The sequence below is a fragment of the Egibacteraceae bacterium genome (assembly GCA_035540635.1).
GTDB lineage: Bacteria > Actinomycetota > Nitriliruptoria > Euzebyales > Egibacteraceae > DATLGH01.
In genome coordinates this window covers 20,257-41,587 of the sequence record DATLGH010000086.1, presented here as the reverse complement: position 1 = coordinate 41,587, position 21,331 = coordinate 20,257, and the positions used below count along the sequence as shown (strand labels likewise).

Genomic DNA, 21,331 nt, shown 5'->3' with positions numbered 1-21,331 from the left:
GGCGCGATCGGCCCGCCGCCGCCCCCACCCTCGGTCCCGGCGGGCCGATCGCGCCGGCGGAACAGCGGCGCGACGAGGTACAGGGCGAGCGCGACGCCGATGCCCCCCACAGCGAGTCGTCCGACGGTTGCCTGGTCGGCGGTCTGCCGCAGCACGACGGAGAAGCCGGTGAGCAGGACCCACACGAGGCCAAGGGGAAGCATGACCTTCCACCCGAGGTCCATCAGCCGGTCGTAGCGGAACCGGGGCAACGTCCCCCGCAGCCACACGAAGATGAAGATGAACAGGAAGACCTTGAGCGCGAAGTACACCGTCGGCAGGACCGCCTGCAGCCATGCGGGACCGAACAGCGGTCCCGACGGGCCGCCGAGGAACAGCGTCACGGTCACCGCCGCCATCGTGATCATGTTCATGAACTCGGCGAGGTAGAACATCGCGAACTTCGCGCCGGAGTACTCGGTCTGGAAGCCGCCGACGAGCTCGCCCTCCGCTTCGGGCAGGTCGAACGGCGGCCGCTGGGTCTCGGCCACCGCGGCGGTGAAGAACAACATGAAGGCGGGAGCCATCGGGATGATGTGCCACGCGGGGAAGAAGCCGAAGAAGCTGCCGGCCTGGTTGGCGACGATGTCGCTCGCGCGCAGCGACCCGACGAAGATGAACACCGCCGCGAGGCCGAGGCCCATCGCGAGCTCGTAGCTGATCATCTGCGCGCTGGAGCGCACACCGCCGAGGAGCGGGTACTTCGACCCCGACGACCAGCCGGCCAGGACGATCCCGTAGACGCCGATGGAGCTCATCGCGAGGATCCACAGCAGCCCGATGTCGGGGTCCCACACCTGCAGGGTGACGGTGCGGTCCCCGACCTCGAAGGTCCCGCCGAACGGGATGACCGCGTAGGTGACGAGTGCGACGACCGCGGAGGCGACCGGCGCGGCGATGTAGGTGAACCGGTCGACGTTCGACGGGGTGATGTCCTCCTTGAAGAAGAGCTTCGCACCGTCGGCGATCGTCTGGAGGATCCCGCCGGGACCGAGGCGGTTGGGGCCGAGGCGTGACTGCATCTTCGCCACGAGGCGCCGCTCCCCCCAGATGGTGAGGGCGGTGGCGGACAGCCACAGCGCGAAGGCGGCCACCGCGACCCCCAGCGTGATGAGCACGTCGACGGTGTCCATCAGGCGTTGCCCCCCCGGTCGGGTCGTCGGTCCGTGGGCTGCTCGCCGGAGCCTGCCTCCTCCGGACCGCTGCCCCGGCTGCCGAGATCACCGACCTCCGCCGGCTCCACCACCGTCCCGGGTGCGGGAGGCGGGAAAGGGGCTGGGGGCGGGCCGGCGGCCGCCGACCGCTTGCGCTCCGTCTCGAGGTACGCGCTCGGCTGCTGCGGGGCGGGGCGGTCGACGGGGCCTGTGCCGGCGCCCGGCTCCAGGCGCACCCGCAGCGGCTCGTGCGCGGGGGCGTCGGGGTCGCGCAGGGTGGTGGGTGGCTGGGCGGTCGAGTTGCCGGGAAGGCCGACGACCCCGGAGGTGATGTACCCGGTGACCTTGGCTGGCAGCTCGAGGCGTCCCCCCGGGCCGACGACGGCGACGAGCTGGCCGTGGCCGAGCCCGATGCGTCGCGCGTCCGCCTCGTTGACGAGCACCGCGGGGGGGCGCGCGGAGGCGCGGAGCGTCCCGGCCCCGAGCAGCATGCTGCCCTCGCCGATGAGCGCGTCGAGGATCACCACACCGAACCCGTCGGTGACGGCGTCGCCCCCCGGGTCGTCCGCCGACGCGGGCGACGTCGGAGGCGGGACCTCGGGATCCCCGAGTCGCTCGAGGGCGGGCTCGTCGATCGCCATGAGCGGCGCGGCCTCCCGCCGCACGTCCTCGGCGCGCTGCCAGCCCAGGTCGGTGCCGAGCACCCGCGCGAGCTGGCCGACGATGTCCCAGTCCTCCTGCCCGAGGCCCTGGGCCGGCACCGCCTGCGGGAAGGGCTGGCGGCGGCCCTCCCAGGTGGTGTAGGAGCCGACGCGCTCCTGCCCCGCCTTTGCCGGCAGCACCACGTCGGCGTGGCGGATCGAGGCGGTCGGCAGGAGGTCCTGCACGATGAGGGTGTCGACACGCTCGAGGGCCCGCGCCGCCAGGGCGGGGTCCTCGAAGTCGCGGGCCGGGTCGACGCCGACGAGGTAGAGGGCCTTCAGCTCACCCGCGGCGGCGGCCTCGAGCATGCCGCGGGTGTCGAGGCCGTCGGCCCCGGGCAGCCGGTTCCAGGACTCGGCCACCGGTCCGGGGGACGTGCGGCGCCGGCCGCCGGGCAGCAGGCCCGGCAGGAGGCCTGCGTCCACGGCCCCCCGGGCGTTGTTGCGCCGGGGCACCCAGGCGAACCCGAAGCCGCGGTCGCGGGCGAGGCGCGCGGCGGCGGGCAACGCTCCGGGCGACAGAGCCAGGCGCTCACCGGCGAGCACCACGGCCCCGCCGGCCCCCGCGAGCGCCTCCTCGACGTCGGCGAGCTCACCGTCGGCGGAGTGGTCGCCGGCTGCCGCGAGGGCGCTCAGCACGCCGCCCTCCTGCCCGGCGCCGGTGCGCACCCAGCGCCAGGCGATCTCCTCGAGCGACCCGAGAACGGGCCCCACCGCGATGATGCGCTGCGCGCGCCTGCGCCAGGACTTGCGCAGCCGCAGGAAGAGGATCGGCACCTCCTCCTCGGGGTCGAGGCCGACGACGACGACGACGTCGGCGGCCTCGACGTCGTCGTAGGTCGGTCCGACGGTGCCCGACACCGCCGCGAGGACGTCGCGCTCCGCGTCGGTCCGGGGGCGCAGGCGGAAGTCGACGTTGTCGGTGCCGAGGACGTCGCGTGCGAACCGGCTCACCGCGTAGGCGTCCTCGTCGGTGACCCGCCCACCGGTGAGCACACCGACCGCCTGCCCGCCACCGGCCTCGAGCGCGGCGGACAGCCCGGCCGCGGCACGCCGGAGCGCGGTCACCCACGACGTCGGGGCGAGGTCACCGTTGCGGTCACGCACAGCGGGCTCGCGCAGACGGTCGGCGTGGGCGACGAACTCGAAACCGAAGCGGCCCTTGTCGCAGTTCCACGACTCGTTGACCGCCATGTTGTCGCGGGCGAGCTGGCGCTGGATCTCACCGCGGCGGACGTCGACGCGCAGGTTGCAGCCGGCGCTGCACTGGTTGCACACGCCCTCGAAGGTGCGCAGGTCGAACGGGCGGGCCTTGAACCGGTAGCTCGTGGCGGTGAGGGCCCCCACCGGGCAGATCTGCACGACGTTGCCGGAGAAGTAGCTGTCGTAGGGCTCGTCGGGGTAGATGGCGACCTGCTCGAGAGCGCCGCGCTCGAAAAGCTCGATGAACGGGTCGCCCGAGATCTGCTGGGAGAAGCGCGTGCACCGTGCGCAGAGCACGCAGCGCTCGCGGTCGAGGGCGATCTGCGTCGAGATCGGGAGGGGCTTCTCATAGCGCCGCTTGCGGTCGAGCATGCGGCTGTCGGGCGGACCGTGAGCGAGCGTCTGGTCCTGCAGCGGGCACTCGCCGCCCTTGTCGCACTGGGGGCAGTCGAGCGGGTGGTTGAGCAGGAGGAACTCGAGCTGCGCCTGCTGCGCGGCCGCCGCCACGTCCGACGTCCAGTGCGTGCTCACGACCATGCCGTCGGTGCACTGGGTCGTGCACGCGGTGAACGGCTTGCGCTGACCCTCGATCTCGACCATGCACTGGCGGCAGGCGCCGATCGGGTCGAGCAGGGGATGATCGCAGAACCGGGGCACGGTGATGCCCAGCTGCTCGGCGGCGCGGATCACGAGCGTCCCCACCGGGACGGTGATCTCCTTGCCGTCGATCGTCAAGGTGACGTCGGCCATGGGTCAGGCGGCTCCGAAGAGGGTCGGGCGGTGACGCCCACTGTTGTCGGTCACGACGCCGGCGTGCGCGGTCGTCACGCCCTCGGGCAGGCGGCCGTGCTCGACGAGGTGCTCGAACTCGTCGCGGAAGTACTTCAGGGCGGACTTGATCGGGCTCGTCGCCCCGTCCCCCAGCGCGCAGAACGAGCGGCCGAAGATCTGGTCGCACACGTCGTCGAGGATGTCGATGTCCTGCTTCGTGCCACGACCGTGGAGGATGCGCTCGAGTATCTGCGCGAGCCAGAACGTCCCCTCCCGGCAAGGGGTGCACTTCCCGCACGACTCGTGCTCGTAGAACCGGGTCCAGTTCAGGCACGCGTCGACGACGCTGGTCTGCGCCGAGTACATCATCATGGCGGTCGTGCCGAGCAGCGAACCGGCCGCCATGACCGACTCGAAGTCCATGCCGACGTCGATGTGCTCGATGGTGAGCAGCGGGGTCGACGACCCGCCGGGGGCCCAGAACTTCAACGCCCGGCCCTCCAGCATGCCCCCGCAGGACTCCTCGAGGATCTGGCGGGCGGGGGTGCCGAGCGGCCACTCGTAGTTGCCGGGCCGCACGACCTCGCCCGACACGCAGAACAGCTTCGGGCCCGGCGACTTCTCCGTGCCCATCGAGCGGTACCACTCGACGCCCCGGGACACGATGTGGGGGACGTTGGCGATCGTCTCGACGTTGTTGACCACCGTCGGGCATGCGTAGAGCCCGGCGACGGCGGGAAACGGCGGGCGCAGCCGCGGCTGGCCGCGGCGCCCCTCGAGCCCGTCGAGCAGGGCGGTCTCCTCGCCGCAGATGTACGCGCCCGCCGAGTAGTGCAGGGTGATGTCGCAGTCGAACCCGCCGCCGAGGACGTCCTTGCCGAGGTAGCCCGCGCCGTAGGCCTCCGCGATGGCCTCCTCGAGGCGTATCCCCGACCACAGATACTCGCCCCGCAGGAAGATGAACGCCCGGTGGCTCGACAGCGCCCAGCAGGAGATGATCATCCCCTCGATGAGCTGATGGGGATCGCGCTCCATGAGCTCGCGGTCCTTGAACGTCCCCGGCTCCCCCTCGTCGGCGTTCACGACGAGGTAGACGGGCTTGCCCGTGTCCTTCGGCACGAAACCCCACTTCACCCCGGTGGGGAAACCCGCGCCGCCGCGCCCGCGCAGACCCGCGTCCTTGACCAGCTGCACGAGGTTCTCGGGGGCCGTGCCGAGCGCCTCGCGCAGGGCGTCGTAGCCCCCCGTGCGCGTGTACCCGTCGAGCGTGTGGGCGTCCTCGACGGTGTAGCGCTGGGTCAGCACGCTGACGGGCTCAGGCATGATCCCTCCGGGATGGGCTGGCCGCCTGGGCGGCGGCCGAGGGATGATCCCTCCGGGATGGGCTGGCCGCCTGGGCGGCGGCCGAGGGATGATCCCTCCGGGATGGGCTGGCCGCCTGGGCGGCGGCCGAGGCATGATCCCTCCGGGATGGGCTGGCCGCCTGGGCGGCGGCCGAGGCATGCACCTGCCGGCTCATCGGTCTTTCCCGGAGGGGCCGGGGTGGGTGGGGTCGTCGATGATCGGGTCGCCCTCCTGCGGTCGTGTGGGGAACTCCCGCGAGCGCGGACCGGCCTCGCCCTCGATGGCCTCGTCACCGTAGCCGGCCTCGCGGACCTGCCGGCGGGCCTCCGCGCGCTCGGCGATGTCGGCGTCCGACAGCGACGGCTCGACCGTGACGGGGGTGACCCCCGGGCCGGCGTCGGGCTGCGGCACCGCCCCGTCGTCGGCGCGCGCGTGGCTGCTCGGTGCGCCGGGCATCGACGGGTCGCGGGGCCCCAGCCCGGCGAGGCGGTAGCTCACGGTCCGCACACCGGGCGGGACCATCCCGCGCGTGGGCGGGGGCACGTCGCCGGCGGCGATCCGGTCGACGAGCTTCTCGGCCGCGTCGGCGGACACGCATTCGTAGTTCAGGTAGTCGACGCTCACCACCGGCGCCCCCTCGCAGTTGCCGAGGCACTCGGCGTGCTCGAGGGTGAACGTGCCGTCCGGCGTCGTGCCGTTGTGGCCGACGCCGAGCTTGTCGGACAGCCGGTCGTAGACCTCCTGGCCGCCGCGGACCTTGCACGAGAAGTTCGTGCACACGCTGACGAGATGCTCCCCCAGCGGCTCGCGCTTGTACATCGAGTAGAAGGTCGCGACGGCGCCGACCTCGGCTTTCGTGAGGCGGAGCAGCTCGGCGCACGCGGCGATCCCCTCCGGCGAGATATAGCCGTCCTCGACCTGCACGAGGTGCAGCAACGGCAGCAGCGCGCTGCGTCCGACGGGATACCGCCCCACGAGCTCGAGCGCCCGCTCCCTCAGCTCCGCCGAGAACGTCACCGGTCCACCCCGCCCATGACGGGGTCGATGCTCGCCACGGCGGCGATGACGTCGGAGATGAGCAGCCCCCGGGTGAGGCGGGGCAGCGTGCCGATGTGGATGAAGGACGGGTCGCGCACGCGGACCCGGTAGGGCTTGTTCGTGCCGTCGGACGTCACGTGGTAGCCGAGCTCGCCCCGCGGCGACTCGATGGCGGTGTACACCTGCCCGCGGGGGACGACGAACCCCTCCGTCACCAGCTTGAAGTGGTGGATCAGGGCCTCCATCGACTGGCCCATGATCTTGTCGACGTACGCCTTCGTGTTGCCGAGCCCGTCCGGCCCAAGGCCGAGCTGGGCGGGCCAGGCGATCTTCTTGTCGGCGATCATGACGGGACCGGTCGGCAGGCTGTCGAGGGCCTGCTCGACGATCCCCAGCGACTCGCGCATCTCGGCGAGGCGGATGAGGTAGCGCCCGTAGGCGTCGCACGTGTCGGCGGTGGGGATCGCGAAGTCGTACTGCTCGATGCCGCAGTAGGGCGCGGCCTTGCGGAGGTCGTGTGCGACTCCGGCGCTGCGCAGCACGGGGCCGGTGACGGCGAGGTCGAGGCACTCCTCGACGGACAGGACCCCGACCCCGACGTTGCGCTCGAGCCAGATGGGGTTCTCCCCGAGGAGGTCCTCGTACTCGCCGATGCGCTTGGGCATGTCGGCGAGCACGACGCGGACCCGGTCGGCGAAGTCCTCGGGGACGTCGGCCTGCAGACCCCCGGGACGGATGTACGCGTGGTTCATCCGCAGGCCGGTGACGAACTCGAAGATGTCGAGGATGGCCTCGCGCTCCCGGAAGCCGTAGATCATGGCGCTGATGGCGCCGAGCTCCATACCGGTCGTCGCGAGCCACACGAGGTGGCTGGAGATGCGGTTGAGCTCGGTCATGATCACGCGGATTGCCTGCGCGCGCTCGGGCACGTCGTCGACGATGCCGAGCAGGCGCTCGACGGCGAGGCAGTAGCCGAGCTCGTTGAACAGCGGCGACAGGTAGTCCATGCGGGTGACGAACGTCACCCCGTGCACCCAGGGGCGGTACTCGGCGTTCTTCTCGATCCCCGTGTGGAGGTAGCCGATGACCGGCTGGTTGTCGACGACGGTCTCGCCGTCGAGGGTGAGCACCATGCGCAGCACCCCGTGCGTCGACGGGTGCTGCGGGCCCATGTTGATGATCATGAGGTCGTCGGGCACCGCTTCGGGCAGGTCCTGCCACTCGCCGGAGACGACGGTGTACTCGTGGCGAGGCTCGAGCTCGTTGCGGGGCCGGGTCGTGTCGCTCACCGGGGCTCCCTGACGCGCCGCTGCCTGAGGGTCATGAGGACACTCTCTAGTACTGCCGCTGGTCGGGTGGGGGGACGACCGCGCCCTTGTACTGGACGTCGACGCCGCCGAGGGGGTAGTCCTTGCGGTGAGGGTGGCCCTCCCAGTCGTCAGGCATGAGCACCCGGACGAGGTTGGGGTGGCCGGTGAACCGCACGCCCACCATGTCGAAGGCCTCCCGCTCCATCATGTTCGCCGAGGCGTAGAGGTCGGTGACGCTCGCGATCTCCGGCTCCTCGTCGGGCAGGTACACCCGCGCCCGCAGGCGGTGGTTGTGGGTGACCGAGTACAGGACGTAGTCGAGCTCGATGCGCCCCTGCTCGACCACCTCCTCGTAGATCGGCCAGCCGGTCGTCTCCTGCGCGATGCGCCGGTGCACGCCGCCCGGCCAGTGCACCCAGGACAGGTCGGCGAGCAGCTCACAGCGCAGCTCCGGGTCGTCCCGGCAGAACCGCAGGAGGTCGACGATGCGGCCGGGCTCGGCGACGAGGGTGAGCTCGCCGCGGAAGCCGGCGACCTCGAGGTCGTCGAACCGCGCGACGATGCGGTCGCGCACGCGGGCGAGCCGCTCGGACAGCTGCGGCTCGATGGCGTGCTCGATGAGGTGCGCCCGCTCCGCAGCCGCGGTGTCGGGGTGCGCCATCCGGGGGTTGTCGCTCACCGCCCGGCACCTCCGGGGCTCGCCGAGGAGATCTGCGACTCGTCCGCCGGGACGGGATCGGCCCAGCCGGTGCGGCGGCGGAAGTCCTCCATCGACTCGCCCTTGCGGGGGCGCTCCACGAACTGCTCGTTCCTGATCTTCTCGTGCAGCTTCACGATGCCGTCCATGAGCATCTCCGGGCGCGGAGGGCAGCCCGGCACGTACATGTCGACGGGCACGATGTGGTCGACGCCCTGGACGATCGCGTAGTTGTTGAACATGCCGCCGGTCGACGCGCACACGCCCATGGCGATGACCCACTTGGGGTCCGCCATCTGGTCGTAGATGTTGCGGACGACGGGGGCCATCTTCTGGCTCACGCGTCCGGCGACGATCATGAGGTCGGACTGGCGGGGCGACGCGCGGAACACCTCCATGCCGAAGCGCGCGAGGTCGTAGTGGGCCGCCCCGGTCGACATCATCTCGATCGCGCAGCACGCGAGGCCGAACGTCGCCGGCCACAGCGACCCGGCGCGCGACCAGTTGACGAACTTCTCGACGCTCGTGAGCAGGATGCCGCTCGGCAGCCTCGTCTCTAGTCCCATTCAAGGCCTCCACGGCGCAGGACGTAGTAGTAGCTCTCGAACAACAGGACGATGAAGACGGCCATCACACCGAAGCCGTACCACCCGAGGTCGCGGAGGACCACGGCCCAGGGGAAGAGGAAGATCGCCTCGACGTCGAAGATGATGAAGAGCATGGCGACGAGGTAGAACTTCACCGGGAAGCGGGTTCCCCGCACGTTCGTCTCCTCCTCGGGGATGATCCCTGACTCGTAGGCGGCCTCCTTCGTGGGGTTCGGACGGTTCGGTCCGAGGCGGCTCGACACCGCCACGGAGACGCCGACGAACCCGAAGGCAAGGGCGAAGAGGATCGCGATGGGGAGGTAGTCGACGAGCAACACGCGTGCAGCCTAGGTCGGTACCGGCAACGGCACCAAAGCGGTCACCTTCGGTCGTGCCGTGAGGATCATCGCGCGTGCCGTGAGGGTCATCGCGCGGGAACCACCCGCTCGAGGGCGTGGATGACGCGGTCGGCGTTGTCGCGTGTCTGCGTGTTGGTGAGGTGGGCCATCAGCCGGAAGACGAACAGCATGATCCGCCGGCGCGGCATACCGAACTCGACGCAGAAGCGCATGACCCTCGGATGCCCCATGAGGTCGACGAACATGCGGCCCATCGCGTAGTAGCTGCCCCAGGCGCCGTCGACACCGCGCTCGTACGCCCCGAGCGGCTCGTCCGAGCGGCGCTCGATGGCGACGTCGGCCGCCTCGGCGGCGAGGGCCGCGGCCTCGATCGCGTAGCTGATCCCCTCGCCGTTGAAGGGGTTGACCATGCCGGCGGCGTCGCCGACCAGCATGACGCCCTTGTAGACCGGGGGGCGCCGGTTGTGCCCCATCGGCAGCCCCGCGCTGCGGGGCCTGCCGACCATCGTCTCCTTGCTGACGCCCCACTCGGGCGGGAAGCCGCTCACCCACTCGTCGAGGGTCTTGCGGTAGTTCGTCGACCGGAAGTGCTCGGAGGTGTTGAGTAGGCCCCAGCCGATGTTGAGCAGCCCGTCGTCGAGCGGGAAGATCCAGCCGTAGCCGGGCAGCAGCTCGCCGTCGCGCTCCAGGTCGAGGAAGCCCTCCATCATCCCGATGAGCGGGCGCGACGCGCGATAGTAGGCCCGCACGGCCACCCCCATGGGGCGGCTGCGGTCGCGGTGGAGGCCGAGCTGCACGGCGAGGCGTGACGACCCGCCGTCGGCCGCGAGCACGATCGGTGCGCGGATCGTCCCCGTCGCGTCCGTCCCCCCCGCGGCGCTCCCGCGCCGGTAGGTCACTCCCGCGACGCGGCGGTGCGCACCCGAGAGGTAGACCGGCCCGGTCACCTCCGTCTCCTCCCACAGCTGCGCCCCCGCCTTGACCGCGTTGCGGGCGAGGGTCTCGTCGAACAGCTCGCGCGTCGCGGTGAGCGAGTGCGACGGCCAGCTGTCGAGCTCGGGCCACGGCAGGTCGAGGACCACTCCCCCGCCGTACATGCGCAGCCCCTGCTGACGGTCCCAGCCCTCGACCCCACCCTCTGCCTCGTCGTCGAGGCCGAGCGCGCGCAGCGCCTTCACCGCCCGGGGCGTGAGGCCGTCACCGCACACCTTCACGCGGGGGAACCGCTCCTTTTCGAGCAGGACGACGTCGTGGCCGGCCTGCGCGAGGAACGTCGCCGCCGCCGAACCGGCCGGTCCCGCCCCCACGACGACGGCGTCGGCGTGCGTCACCCCGCCCGACGGCCGGCGGGTCATCGACCGCCCTCCACGGTGCTGCTCGACGGTCATCGCACACATGCTCCCGGAAGCGGGGTCGGTCGTGACGGCAGCCTACCCGGGTCGCGGCGGTGCACAGGGAGGTGCCTTGTGAAGAATTTCTCAAGCCTCAGTCTAGATGCGGCCTCCGGTGCTGCAACAATGGGCGTGTCAGCGGGCGCGCAGGGCGTGGTGGAGGGCGACGATGCCTCCGGACAGCCGCTTGTAGCGCACGCCGGTCCAGCCGGCGTCCGCGATCCGTCGGGCCAGGCCGTCGGCGTCGGGCCATGCCCGGATCGAGTCGGCGAGGTAGCGGTAGGCGGCCGGGTCGCTCGTCACGAAGCGGGCCATGAGCGGCAGCAGGCGGGTGAGGTAGCGGGTGTAGACGGCGGCGAACGGCGGCCACACCGGCGTGCTGAACTCGAGCACGGCGAGGCGCCCACCGGGGCGGGTGACGCGGGCCAGCTCCCGCAGGCCCGCCGACGTGTCGGGCAGGTTGCGCAGCCCGAACCCGATCGTGACCGCATCCACCGCGCCGTCGGCCAGCGGCAAGCGGGTCGCGTCGCCGTTGCACCACAGCAGCCCGCGGTCACGCTGTCGCTCCGCCCCGGTGCGGACCATGTTCCAGCTAAAGTCGAGCGCGATGGCCGAGGCGCCGGCGGCCGCGAGCTCGGCGGCGAGCGGCCCCGTGCCGGCCGCCGCGTCGAGGATCACCTCCCCCGGCCGGGGACGGACCGCCGCGACGGTGACCCTGCGCCAGTGGCGGTCCTGGCCGAGCGAGAGCACGCTGTTCGCGAGGTCGTAGCGCGGCGCGACCCGGTCGAACATCTGCTGGACGAGCGCGGCCTGCTTCTCGGGGCCCGGACGCGGGTCGGGGAGCACGGTCACGCCCGACGGTGGCCGGCGCCGGGGCGGGGGGCGCCGGTGAGGCAGCGGACGGCGGTCACGGGCGCGCAGTCTAGGCGGGGTCGCAAAGGCGGGCGTCCACGCGAGGGCGGGCCACCATCGCCTCAAGTTCAGCACCCGACGTGCCGATGCTGGCGGAGGAGCCTTCGGACACACGGGAGCGACCATGACGATCCGCAAGCGCAAGGGTAAGACGAACATCGACGCGCGCCGCTGCCGCATGTGCGGGACGACGGTGACGGTGGGTCCCGACGGGCGCTGCCTCCTCGGTCACCGGGTCGCATCGCCACGTCCGGCGACCAGTCACCAGCCGGTCGTCGAGGCGGTGAGCCCCGTGCCCGACCATGAGCACACGGCGGTGAGCCCCGTCGCCGACCCCGCGCCCATCGCGGTGAGCCCCGTCGCCGACCCCGCGCCGGCGGGCAGCCCCCTCGCCGGTCCGCCGCCGATGGCCGTGCAGACGGTCGTCCCCGCGACCACCCCGGCAGACGATCACCTCGCGCACCCCTACGACGAGGTCCTCGCCTGGGAAGCCGCCGTCCAGCCGGCCTTCGCGACCGCCGCCGCGCCTGGCCCCGGCGTCCGCGCACCAGCCCCCACGTCCCCGCCGCTCCTGAACGGTTCGGTCGGCGAGCTCGAATCGGCCCTCGGCGCCCTGCTGTCCTGGAACGATCCGCCGCCGTCGGTCCTCGACGTGTCCCTCGCCGAACTGCCGCCCGCTCCGCCGCCGGCGCCGCCCGCGCCGACGCGCACCGAGTTCGTCGACGAGGAGGCAGAGGTCGCGGAGGTCGAGGCCGTCCGGCGGCGCGTTGCCGCGCTGCTCGGCAGCGGCTTCCTCGCGGCCGTCGCCGGCTTCGCCACCGCCCTGTACGCCTTTCCCGCGTAACCGGAGGGGCCGCCGGCGTCACGGAGGCGCCGGCGGGTCTCCGCGACCTTGTGCGCGGCAGTCGTTTCGAGCGACCACTCGTAGAGTGGTGGCTCATGCGCTACCGAGTCGACGACCTCGCCACCCGCTGCGGCGTCAGCGTGGACACCGTCCGGTACTACCAGGGACTCGGCCTTCTCGACCCCCCGGTCCGTGAGGGCCGCGCCGCCTGGTACGACGACGGGCACGCCGCCCGGCTCGAGCAGATCCGCGAACTGAAGGCCAAGGGCTTCCCCCTCAGCACGATCCGCCGGGTGCTTTCAGGCGAGCTCGACGGTGGCGACGAGGCGCTGGCCGCCGCGCTGGCCGATCCGTTGCCGGACGAGGCGGAGACCGCCCTGCTCACCCCCGACGAGGTCGCCGGGCGCACCGGGGTCTCCCCCGCCCTCCTGCAGGTCATGGAACGGGAAGGGCTGCTGCTGCCGCGCCGGGTCGACGGGGAGCCCCGCTACACCGTCGGCGACGCCGAGGCGGTGTCGGCCGGCTTGGAGCTGCTCGACGCCGGCGTGCCCCTCGGCGAGCTGCTCGACCTCGCCCGTCGCTACGACGAGGCGATGCGCGGGATCGCCGACGACGCCGTCGAACTGTTCGCCCGCTTCGTCCGGGACCCGATCCAGGGCTCGGCGGCCTCGGAGCAGGAGGCGTCCGAGCGCCTCGTCACGGCCTTCCGCCGGATGCTGCCCGCGACGAGCGCGGTGGTCGCCCACCACTTCCGCCGACTGCTCATCGAACGGGCGCGCGCGCGGTTCGTCGCCGAGGGCGACGCCGCCGAGGTGGCCGTGGCCCGCAGCGAGACGGCCCGCCTCGAGGGCGGCTAGTGCCCCGACCCCTCGTCGCGACCTCCGAGGAGATCGGCGAGGACGTCGACCTCGTCGCCGAGCTGCCTCCCCGGCGCGGAGCGCTCTGGGTGCGGGGCGCCGAGGGGCTCGTCGGCCGCGGCGAGGCGTTGCGCCTCGACGTCGGCACGGGCACCGGCCGGTTCGCGCGGGCGGCCGCGCAGCTCGACGACGTGTTCGCGGGTGCGGTGGCGCACGGCCCGACCGGCGGGCCCGGATCAGGCCCGGTCGCGTTCGTGAGCGCGACGTTCGACCCGCGCTCGCCCGGGTCGGTGCTCGTGGTGCCGGCGGTCGTGACGCTCCGCCGGGGTGGGCGGGTGTGGAGGACGAGCGTCGCCGAGGTCGACACGGTCGACGGCGACGCGCCCGCGGACGCGGGGGTCGACCGTCGGATCCGCTACGCCGGGTCGTCGATCCCCGACGTGCGATGGCTGGAGGCCGTCGCCACCGCCACGGCGCGCATCCACGCGGGCCGGCTCGACAAGGTCGTCCTCGCGCGCGACCAGGCGGTGTGGTCGCGGGCGCCGTTCGACGCGCGGCGCCTGGCCGGGCGGCTCGCCCGGGCCTACCCCGACTGCTACGCCTTCGTCGTCGACGGGCTCGTCGGGGCGACCCCCGAGCTGCTCGTGCGCCGCACCGGCGCGTCGGTGGAGTCGCTCGTGCTGGCGGGAACGGCTCGACGGGGCACGGACGGAGCCGACGACGCCGCAGTCGGCGAGCGGCTGCTCTCCTCGGGCAAGGAGCGCAGCGAGCACGCCTTCGCCGTCGCCTCGGTGGCCGACGTGCTCACGCCACGCTGTGTCGAGCTCGCCGTCGACGCCCAGCCATTCCTCCTGCGACTCGCCAACGTCCAGCACCTCGCCACGCGCGTTCGCGGCACGCTCGCGGGCCCGCCCTGGCCGACCGCCTTCGCGCTCGCCGGCGCGCTGCACCCGACCGCGGCGGTGTGCGGCACCCCCACAGCAGCCGCCCTCGACGTCATCCGTGAGCTCGAGGGCATGGACCGCGGGCGCTACGCGGGCCCGGTCGGGTGGGTCGACGCGCGCGGCGACGGGGAGTTCGGCATCGCGCTGCGCTGCGCCCAGCTCGCCGGCGCCCGCGCGCGGCTGTTCGCCGGCGCGGGTCTGGTCGCCGGATCCCTCCCCGAGGAGGAGCTCGAGGAGACCCGCCTCAAGCTGCGGGCCATGCAATCGGCCTTCGAAGGCGAGTAGGGGGAGCAGCAAGGCCACCGCTTCCGGCGCGTCACCGTCCCTGCCCGCCCGGCAGAGCGACGAAGGCCCGCTCGGCGAGGGTCGCGAGGTCGGCCGCCTGCACCCCCACCTCCGACACCGTGTAGAGGGTGTCGCCGACGACGAGCGAGCGGCGGATGCCCGACATCCACGGGTCGGCGGCGCTGGAGGCGTGGGACAGGCGCCCGATCTCGGTGAAGCCGGACGCCGGATCGACGGTGAAAGCGACCGCACCGGCGAACACGTCGCCCGCCGTCACGGCCCGCTCGACGTTCACCGAGCCGTCCCCCTCCATCAGCGGCTCGGGCATCGGCTCCACCGGGTAGATCTCCAGCGGCAGGACGATCGTGCCGGTCGGCGGCCAGTGGAGGAACGCCCGGTGGTCGGACTCGACGCTCGAGTGGCCGCCGGGGAGGGTGGTCTGGTGCACGCGCGTGGGACGGGCGAGGTCGGACACGTCGAACAGCGACAGCTGGGTCCCGAGCACGCGTCCCTCCTCCGTGGCGTCCTGGCCGACACCGAGCAACAGCCCGTCGCCGACGGGGTGGAGATAGGCGGAGTACCCGAGGATCTTCAGCTCGCCGACCACCCGGGGGTTCGCGGGGTCGGACAGGTCGAGGGTGTAGAGCGGGTCCGTCTCGCGGAACGTGACGACGTAGCCGACGTCGCCCATGAACCGCACCGAGTAGATCCGCTCGGTCGGCCCGAGACCCTCCACGCGGCCGACACGCACGAGCTCCGCGCCCTGCGCGGCGAGGACGGTCACGGCGCTCTGCGACGGTGCGGAGGGCGGCGGGGCGGGCATGCCCGGGACGCCGGGTGCCGGCTCGATGGTCATGGCGTCGCCCGCGAAGGTGTCCCCCTCGGTCGTCGCGACGCGCAGGTGACCGTCGTGCTCGGACAGCGCCCACTGGTTGAGCAGGCGGCCGGGGACCGCACCCGACGCCCGGTACACCGCGGCGGCCGGGTCGGTGATGTCGAAGGCGTGGATCTCCGTGGACTCCGGCGCCTCGCCCCACCGGCCGAACGCCACGTAGAGGGTCTCCGCCGAGGCGTAGACGGTCTGGGCGTCGGCGACGACGCTCGTCGCCGCGCCCGGCTCGAGCTGTCCGGCGAGGTCGACCGACAGGACCGTCACGAGCCCGGTGCCCGCTGGCTCGGCGGGCCGGTGGATCCGCTCGCAGTCGACGAGCGGCTCGGTGACGGTCGTCGCGCCCTCGAGGCGGTACGACGGAACCCAGTCCGCGATCGTCGAGTCGGCCAGGGCCTCCTCCGCCCAACCGGAGCCGGCGGGCGCGCCGCGCATCGAGAGGTCGGCGACCGGTCCGGGAAAGCTGCGCAGGACGACCCGGGCGACCCCGTCGACCATGCGGGCCGACACGTACTCACCCTCCATGGTCAACGTGGACGCCACCTGCGGTGTGGCGGTCTCGGCGAGGTCGACGAGGGTGAGCACGCTCTGCGGGCTGCCGCCGGGGGCCGGGCGGCTGGTGTCGGCGAGCGGGCGGTCCGACCAGGTGGTGGAGAACACAAGGGCCCGGTCGCCGTCGAGGAGCAGCTCCTGGCCCCAGGCCTCACCCGGCAGCGAGAGGGTGGCGACGAGGCGCGGCGGGGCGGCGGTCGCGTCGATCACGTGCAGGCGCCCGCCGGCCACCGTGACGATGCGCCGCCCGTCGGTCTTGACGAGGTCGGGCTCGTCAACGCCGGCCTCCTGCACGTTCGTGCCCGAGAACTCCCCCCCCGCCGCGTCGGCTGCGGTCGGCGCCGCCGCCCGGGCCGCCCCGTCGGCAGACGCGGACTCCTCGCCGGCGTCCTCGACGGCCATCTGGTCGAACCACCCGCCTCGCCGGTCCCGGGTCGCGGCCTGCGCCGCCGCGGTCTCGGTGAAGTAGGCGAGCGCGTCACCGCACTCGTCGAAGGGCGTGAGGGCGGCGGCGAGCTCGACGTCGGGCATCCGCATCGGGGCGTCGGGGACGGCGAGGCCCGCCACGAGAGCGCTCACGGCGAGCACCGCCACATAGGCTGCGGCCAGCACCTTCGCGTTGTGCATGTCGAGCACCTCCCTGGCGAGCCGGAGCGTCGCCTGCCCTGCGCCTCGGCGAGCCTGCGCCGAACGGAAACGTCGAGGGGTCAGACGCGCCGCGGCCCGGGCGGGTTCCCCCCCGGCAGCCGTCGTTCCGGCAGCGGGAGCGTGCCCTCGCCGCCAGCGTGGGCGGTGGCGTCCCACTCGGCCCGGGTGATCGTGTAGGTGCGCACGGGGTTGCCGCGCCAGGTGGTGTCGCCGGCGGAGCGCATGCCGACGCGGGTGGCGACGCGCTCCGACGCGACGTTGCCGGGGCGGATGATGCTGCCGACACGGTCGGCCCGGCGCTGCGCGAAGCCGTAGGCGAGGCCGGCGCGGGCGGCCTCGGTGGCAAACCCCCGCCCCCACTGGTCGCGGGCGATGAGCCAGCCGATCTCGAGGTCCGGCCAGTCCGGCGGGTGCCACAGTCCGGCCCGACCGATGAGACGCCCGGTGGCGCGCTCCTCCACGGCCCACAGGCCGAAGCCGTGGACCTCCCAGTGGCCGACGAGTCCCTCGAGCGCACGCGCGGACTCCTCGGCGGTCAGGGGCCGGCCCGAGCCGACCGTGCGCATGGTCTCCGCGTCGGCGTTGACGGACGCGAACGCCTCGAGGTCGGCGGTCCGCCATCGGCGCAGGAGGAGCCGCGGCGTCTCCACCCGCTGCGCCGCCGGGTCCGGCGGGAGGCCGAGGCGCTCGTCGGCGGGTGCGACGGCGCGTTCCATGACGACGTGGGGTCCTATGCCGTCGATGACGAACTCCTCGCCGCGGGAGGCGAACCCGTGACGGGCGTAGAAGCCGGTGGCGGGGGTGCGGGCGTTGCACCACAGCCGCACGCCGCCCATGCGGGCGACGTGCCCGACCACGGCCCGCAGCAGGGCCGCCCCGTGCCCCTGCCCGCGAACGGCGGGAACGGTGGCCATGCCGCGCAGCTGCCAGGCGGCCGGGTCCTGCTGGCCCGGTGGGGCCTCGGCGTAGACCGAGGCCACGCCGACGAGCGCGTCGCCGGCGAACGCGCCGACGTGCAGCGTCGACGCGTCGGGGTCGCCGGGGTAGGCGGTGTCCGCCCACGCCTGGCCGGGGCGCAGGATGGCCTGGCGCAGGCGGCGGGTCTGGCTCGCGCTGATGGAGCGGACGGTCACGGACGGAGTTGTTCCCCGACCGCGGCGGTCACGCGACGGTGCAGCGTCACGTTCGTGGCCCGGTCGGTCCGCACCTCGACGAGGTGGACCCCGCCGCCGCGTACGAGGCCGTCGCGGACCGCGGGGACGAGGTCGGCGGCCCGCTCGACCCGGGTGTGGGCGATCGCGTAGACGGCCGCCAGCCGCGCGAAGTCGATCCCGTGCGGGGTGGCGAACACCCGCTCGAAGCTCGCCGGGTGGTCGACGGGGGGCAGGAACGAGAAGATCCCGCCCCCGTCGTTGTTCACCACGACGAGGACGAGGGACGGCCGGTCGGCGACCAGGAAGCCGTTCTGGTCGTGGAGCACCGACAGGTCCCCGGCGAGCGCCGCGGTGGGGTGCGGGACGGCGAGCGCCACGCCGAGGGCGGTGGAGACGAACCCGTCGATGCCGCTCGCGCCCCGGTTGCCGAGCACGCGCAGCCCGCGGCGGGGAACCATGAACTGGTCGAGGTCGCGGACCGGCATGCTCGACGCGGTGACGAGCACGCCGGGGTCGGGCAGGGCGGCGGCGAGGTCGCGGGCGGTTCGCGGCTCGCTGGGGGCGACCTCGGCGTCGAGGACGCGGTCGACGGTGGCGCGGGCGCGCCGCTCGGCGGCCTGCCAGCCCGCGAGCCAGGGCCCGGGGCGCGGCGCGGGGAGGCGTTCGGCCACGGCGGCGCACAGGGAGGCGGGGTCCACGGCGAGGACCTCGGTCAGCACCCGGGTCGGGTCGAGCCAGGCGCCGTCGGGGTCGATGAGCACCTGCGGGACACCGACGTCGAGGTAGGCGAGCAACGCCCGCGACAGGCCGATCCTGCCGACGCGGACGACGAGGTCGGGGCGGTGCGCGGTGGCGAAGCGCTCGCAGGCGAGCAGGTGGTGGGCCGTGGAGATCGCCTGGTCGCCGCTGCGCGCGCTCGACAGCGGCTCGGCGATTACCGGCCAGCCGGCCGAGGCGGCCAGGGCGAGCAGCGGCTCGGGCGCGGCGGTGGTGTCACCGGCGACGAGCATGCCGCGCTCGGCGGTCGCGACCCGGTCCGCGAGTCGCTCCACCTGCTCCTCGGCCGGCGGCGGGCCGGGCGAGGGGCTGGCGGCGGTCCACGGCTGCCCGCCGGGGCGCCCGTCGAGGCCGTCGAGGCCGTCGTCCGGCCTTCCGCCGGGGTCGGGCACGAGCGGCTCGCGGAAACCGAGGTTGAGGTGGACGGGACCGGGCGGGCGGCCGGCCGCGACGGCGACGGCGCGGGCGGCCAGCGACCGCCAGTAGGCCACGTCGGGCCTGTCGCCGGGTGCGCCCACCTCGACGAACCAGCGCACGCTTCCACCGTAGAGCTTGACCTGGTCGATGGTCTGGTTGGCGGCGGTGTGGCGCAGCTCCGGGGGGCGGTCGGCGGTGAGCACGAGCAGGGGCACCCGCGCGTGGTCGGCCTCGACGACGGCCGGGTGGAAGTTCGCGGTCGCGGTCCCCGACGTCGACACGAGCACGGCGGGCCGCCCGCTGCCCTTCGCCAGGCCGACGGCGAGGAACGCGGCGGAGCGCTCGTCGATCTCCACGTGCAGGCGCAGGCGCGCGTCGCTGTGCAGCGCCATCGCGAGCGGGGCCGAGCGGGACCCCGGGGCGATGACCGCGTCGCTGACGCCGGCGCGCGCGAGCTCGTCCACGACGGTCCGGGCGAGCGCGGTCGAAGGGTTCACGCGCCGGCCACCCGGTTTGCGGCCTCGAGACGGTCGAGCAGCTGCCGTGCCTCACCCTCCGATGGGGCCGCGCGGGCGAGTGCGGCGCGATCGGGGACCGGACGGCGCACGGGGAGGCGCCCGCCGACCGGCAGGAGGGGGTCGGCGACCACGTCGGCCCGCAGCAGCGTCGCGGTGCCGAGGCCGCAGGCGTAGGGCAGCTCGGGCAGAGCCGCGGCGAGGGCGAGTCCCGCGGCCAGACCGATGGAGGTCTCCACCGCCGACGACACCACGGCGGGCAGGCCGATGACCTCGACGAGCTCGAGGGCGGTCCACACGCCCCCGAGCGGCTGCACCTTGACGACGACGATGTCGGCGGCTTCCCGCACCGCGGTTCGACGCGCGGCGACGCCTTCCGGGCGGCTTCCCCCCACGAGGTTGCGGATCGACTCGTCGGCGGCGAGCGGCACGTCGACGCGGCGGCGCAACGCGGCCATCTCCTCGAGGGTTGCGACCGGCTGCTCGGCGTACTCGAGCTCGTAGCGGTCCAGAGCCCGCAGGGCGCGCACGGCCGTGTCGACGTCCCACGCGGCGTTGGCGTCGACGCGGATGCGCCCGGCCGGGCCGAGCGCGTCGCGTACCGCCTCGAGTCGCGCGAGGTCGGCGGTCAGGCCCGGCTCGGGGCCTTCGGGGTCGGCGACCTTCACCTTGGCCGTCGCGCAGCCCGAGGCGGTGACCATGGCGTGCGCCTGCTCGGGTCCGACGGCGGGCACGGTGGTGTTCACGGGCACGCTGTCGCGCAGTCCGACCGGCCAGGGGTGGAACGCGGCCTCGCGAGCGGCGGCGAGCCATGTCGCGGCGACCTCCGGCCCGTACCCGGGGAACGGCGAGAACTCGCCCCACCCGCAGGGCCCCTGCACGAGCACGCCCTCCCGCGCGTCGACGCGCCGGAAGCGGGTGCGCAGCGGGATGCGGAACGGCACGAGTGCCCGGCCCGGCCGGCTCACCGCGCGGCCGGAGCGCCCACGGGGCCGACGGGGGTCCGCCCTCCGGGCACCGTCACCATGGCAGAACGCTACCGCGACGCGCCGCATCAGCCGCACGTGGGCTCAACCGACCGCGAGGCCGACGGCGAGCAGGATCCCGAAGACGAGCTGGCACTGGCCGGTGGCCGCAAGTCCCCGCACGAGCGCGGGCGGGCGGTCGGCTGCCCGCACGATGCGCGCGGCGTGGACGGCAAGGGGCAGGGCCGCGAACGCGATGAGCGGCCAGGGACTCGCCGTCGTCCCGGCGAGCAGCGGCAGCGGGAAGAACGACGCCGCGAGCATGCCCAGATACAGGGCGCGCGTGCCCTCGTCGCCGAGGCGCACCGCGAGGGTGCGCTTGCCGGCGGCCTCGTCGGTGGGGATGTCCCGAAGGTTGTTCACGACGAGCAGCGCGGTGGCGAGCAGCCCCATCGACACCGCCGCCACGACGCTCGCCGGCACGATCGCCTCGTCCTGGACGTAGGCGGAGCCCACCGTGGCGACGAGACCGAAGAACACGAACACGAACAGCTCACCCAGGCCCGCCGACGCGTAGGGCCTCGGCCCGCCGCTGTAGCCGACGGCGGCGAGGAGGCAGAGCACGCCGAGGGCGATGAGCTCCCAGTCGACCGCGGCCGCCAGCGAGAGGCCGGCGACGCCGGCGACCGCGAAGGCGCCGACCATCGCCGCCCGCATGCGCGCGGGGACGACGAGCCCCGCGGCCACCGCGCGGCGCGGACCGACACGTTCGGCCGTGTCGACCCCGCGCACGCCGTCGAAGTAGTCGTTGGCGTAGTTCACCCCGACCTGGATCGCGACGCCGACGACGAGGGCGGCGAAGAACCGCCACGCGACGTACGCGTCAGCCGCGGCGGTGCCCACGAGGACCGGAGCGACCGCCGCCGGCAGCGTCCGCGGCCGCGCCGCCTCGACGTAGACGTTCACGCCCGGGACCCC

General features: G+C 73.7%; 18 protein-coding genes. 3 read left to right on the top strand and 15 right to left on the bottom strand.

All coding sequences use genetic code 11. From position 1 onward, the window contains the following. From nuoH to VM324_13750, 10 genes are all read right to left on the bottom strand, one after another. Positions 1-1,172: NADH-quinone oxidoreductase subunit NuoH (gene nuoH, locus VM324_13795; GenBank protein ID HVM00360.1), on the bottom strand; the 1,172-nt coding region annotated here is incomplete at its 3' end. After that, a complete protein-coding gene (locus tag VM324_13790; GenBank protein ID HVM00359.1) occupies positions 1,172-3,847 on the bottom strand; it encodes an NADH-quinone oxidoreductase subunit G in 2,676 nt (891 codons plus the stop codon). The genes VM324_13790 and nuoH, both read right to left, overlap by 1 nt. A gap of 3 nt (positions 3,848-3,850) precedes the next feature. After that, the gene (gene nuoF / locus VM324_13785; GenBank protein HVM00358.1) at positions 3,851-5,191 is read right to left on the bottom strand and encodes an NADH-quinone oxidoreductase subunit NuoF; all 1,341 of its coding nucleotides are present in this window, start codon (positions 5,189-5,191) and stop codon (positions 3,851-3,853) included. 192 nt (positions 5,192-5,383) lie between these two features. Further along, positions 5,384-6,229, bottom strand: coding sequence for an NAD(P)H-dependent oxidoreductase subunit E (locus VM324_13780; protein HVM00357.1), 846 nt, complete (start codon positions 6,227-6,229; stop codon positions 5,384-5,386). Then, entirely contained in the window at positions 6,226-7,539 is a 1,314-nt protein-coding gene (locus tag VM324_13775; protein ID HVM00356.1) for an NADH-quinone oxidoreductase subunit D, read from the bottom strand. The genes VM324_13780 and VM324_13775 overlap by 4 nt, the downstream gene beginning before the upstream one ends. Positions 7,540-7,585: 46 nt before the next feature. Continuing rightward, positions 7,586-8,239 carry an NADH-quinone oxidoreductase subunit C gene (locus VM324_13770; GenBank protein ID HVM00355.1) on the bottom strand — a complete coding sequence of 218 codons (654 nt, stop codon included), beginning with the start codon at positions 8,237-8,239 and terminating at the stop codon, positions 7,586-7,588. Further along, positions 8,236-8,823 carry an NADH-quinone oxidoreductase subunit B family protein gene (locus VM324_13765; protein ID HVM00354.1) on the bottom strand — a complete coding sequence of 196 codons (588 nt, stop codon included), beginning with the start codon at positions 8,821-8,823 and terminating at the stop codon, positions 8,236-8,238. The genes VM324_13770 and VM324_13765 overlap by 4 nt, the downstream gene beginning before the upstream one ends. Beyond that, complete coding sequence (ndhC, locus tag VM324_13760; GenBank protein HVM00353.1) at positions 8,814-9,182, bottom strand: NADH-quinone oxidoreductase subunit A; 369 nt, start codon at positions 9,180-9,182, stop codon at positions 8,814-8,816. Before ndhC ends, VM324_13765 begins: the two co-directional genes overlap by 10 nt. An 86-nt stretch (positions 9,183-9,268) precedes the next feature. Next, the gene (locus VM324_13755) at positions 9,269-10,591 is read right to left on the bottom strand and encodes a geranylgeranyl reductase family protein (GenBank protein HVM00352.1); all 1,323 of its coding nucleotides are present in this window, start codon (positions 10,589-10,591) and stop codon (positions 9,269-9,271) included. Between the two features lie 138 nt (positions 10,592-10,729). Beyond that, positions 10,730-11,446, bottom strand: a complete 717-nt coding sequence (locus VM324_13750; GenBank protein HVM00351.1) for a class I SAM-dependent methyltransferase — start codon at positions 11,444-11,446, stop codon at positions 10,730-10,732. Positions 11,447-11,630: 184 nt separating this feature from the next. Between VM324_13750 and VM324_13745 the strand changes: the two genes are divergently transcribed. From VM324_13745 to VM324_13735, 3 genes are all read left to right on the top strand, one after another. Continuing rightward, positions 11,631-12,350 (top strand): hypothetical protein, encoded by a 720-nt coding sequence (locus VM324_13745; protein HVM00350.1) that lies wholly within the window; start codon positions 11,631-11,633, stop codon positions 12,348-12,350. Between the two features lie 95 nt (positions 12,351-12,445). Further along, positions 12,446-13,207 (top strand): MerR family transcriptional regulator, encoded by a 762-nt coding sequence (locus VM324_13740; protein ID HVM00349.1) that lies wholly within the window; start codon positions 12,446-12,448, stop codon positions 13,205-13,207. Beyond that, entirely contained in the window at positions 13,207-14,436 is a 1,230-nt protein-coding gene (locus VM324_13735; protein HVM00348.1) for an isochorismate synthase, read from the top strand. Before VM324_13740 ends, VM324_13735 begins: the two co-directional genes overlap by 1 nt. Positions 14,437-14,467: 31 nt before the next feature. On the opposite strand, the gene VM324_13730 is transcribed toward VM324_13735, so the two are convergent. From VM324_13730 to VM324_13710, 5 genes are all read right to left on the bottom strand, one after another. After that, complete coding sequence (locus tag VM324_13730) at positions 14,468-16,504, bottom strand: beta-propeller domain-containing protein (protein HVM00347.1); 2,037 nt, start codon at positions 16,502-16,504, stop codon at positions 14,468-14,470. Between the two features lie 80 nt (positions 16,505-16,584). Continuing rightward, complete coding sequence (locus VM324_13725; protein ID HVM00346.1) at positions 16,585-17,658, bottom strand: GNAT family N-acetyltransferase; 1,074 nt, start codon at positions 17,656-17,658, stop codon at positions 16,585-16,587. After that, the gene (gene menD / locus VM324_13720; GenBank protein ID HVM00345.1) at positions 17,655-19,370 is read right to left on the bottom strand and encodes a 2-succinyl-5-enolpyruvyl-6-hydroxy-3-cyclohexene-1-carboxylic-acid synthase; all 1,716 of its coding nucleotides are present in this window, start codon (positions 19,368-19,370) and stop codon (positions 17,655-17,657) included. Before menD ends, VM324_13725 begins: the two co-directional genes overlap by 4 nt. Beyond that, entirely contained in the window at positions 19,367-20,356 is a 990-nt protein-coding gene (locus VM324_13715; protein HVM00344.1) for an o-succinylbenzoate synthase, read from the bottom strand. The genes menD and VM324_13715 overlap by 4 nt, the downstream gene beginning before the upstream one ends. A 102-nt stretch (positions 20,357-20,458) precedes the next feature. Further along, positions 20,459-21,319, bottom strand: coding sequence for a 1,4-dihydroxy-2-naphthoate polyprenyltransferase (locus tag VM324_13710; protein ID HVM00343.1), 861 nt, complete (start codon positions 21,317-21,319; stop codon positions 20,459-20,461). Positions 21,320-21,331 lie beyond the last annotated feature (12 nt).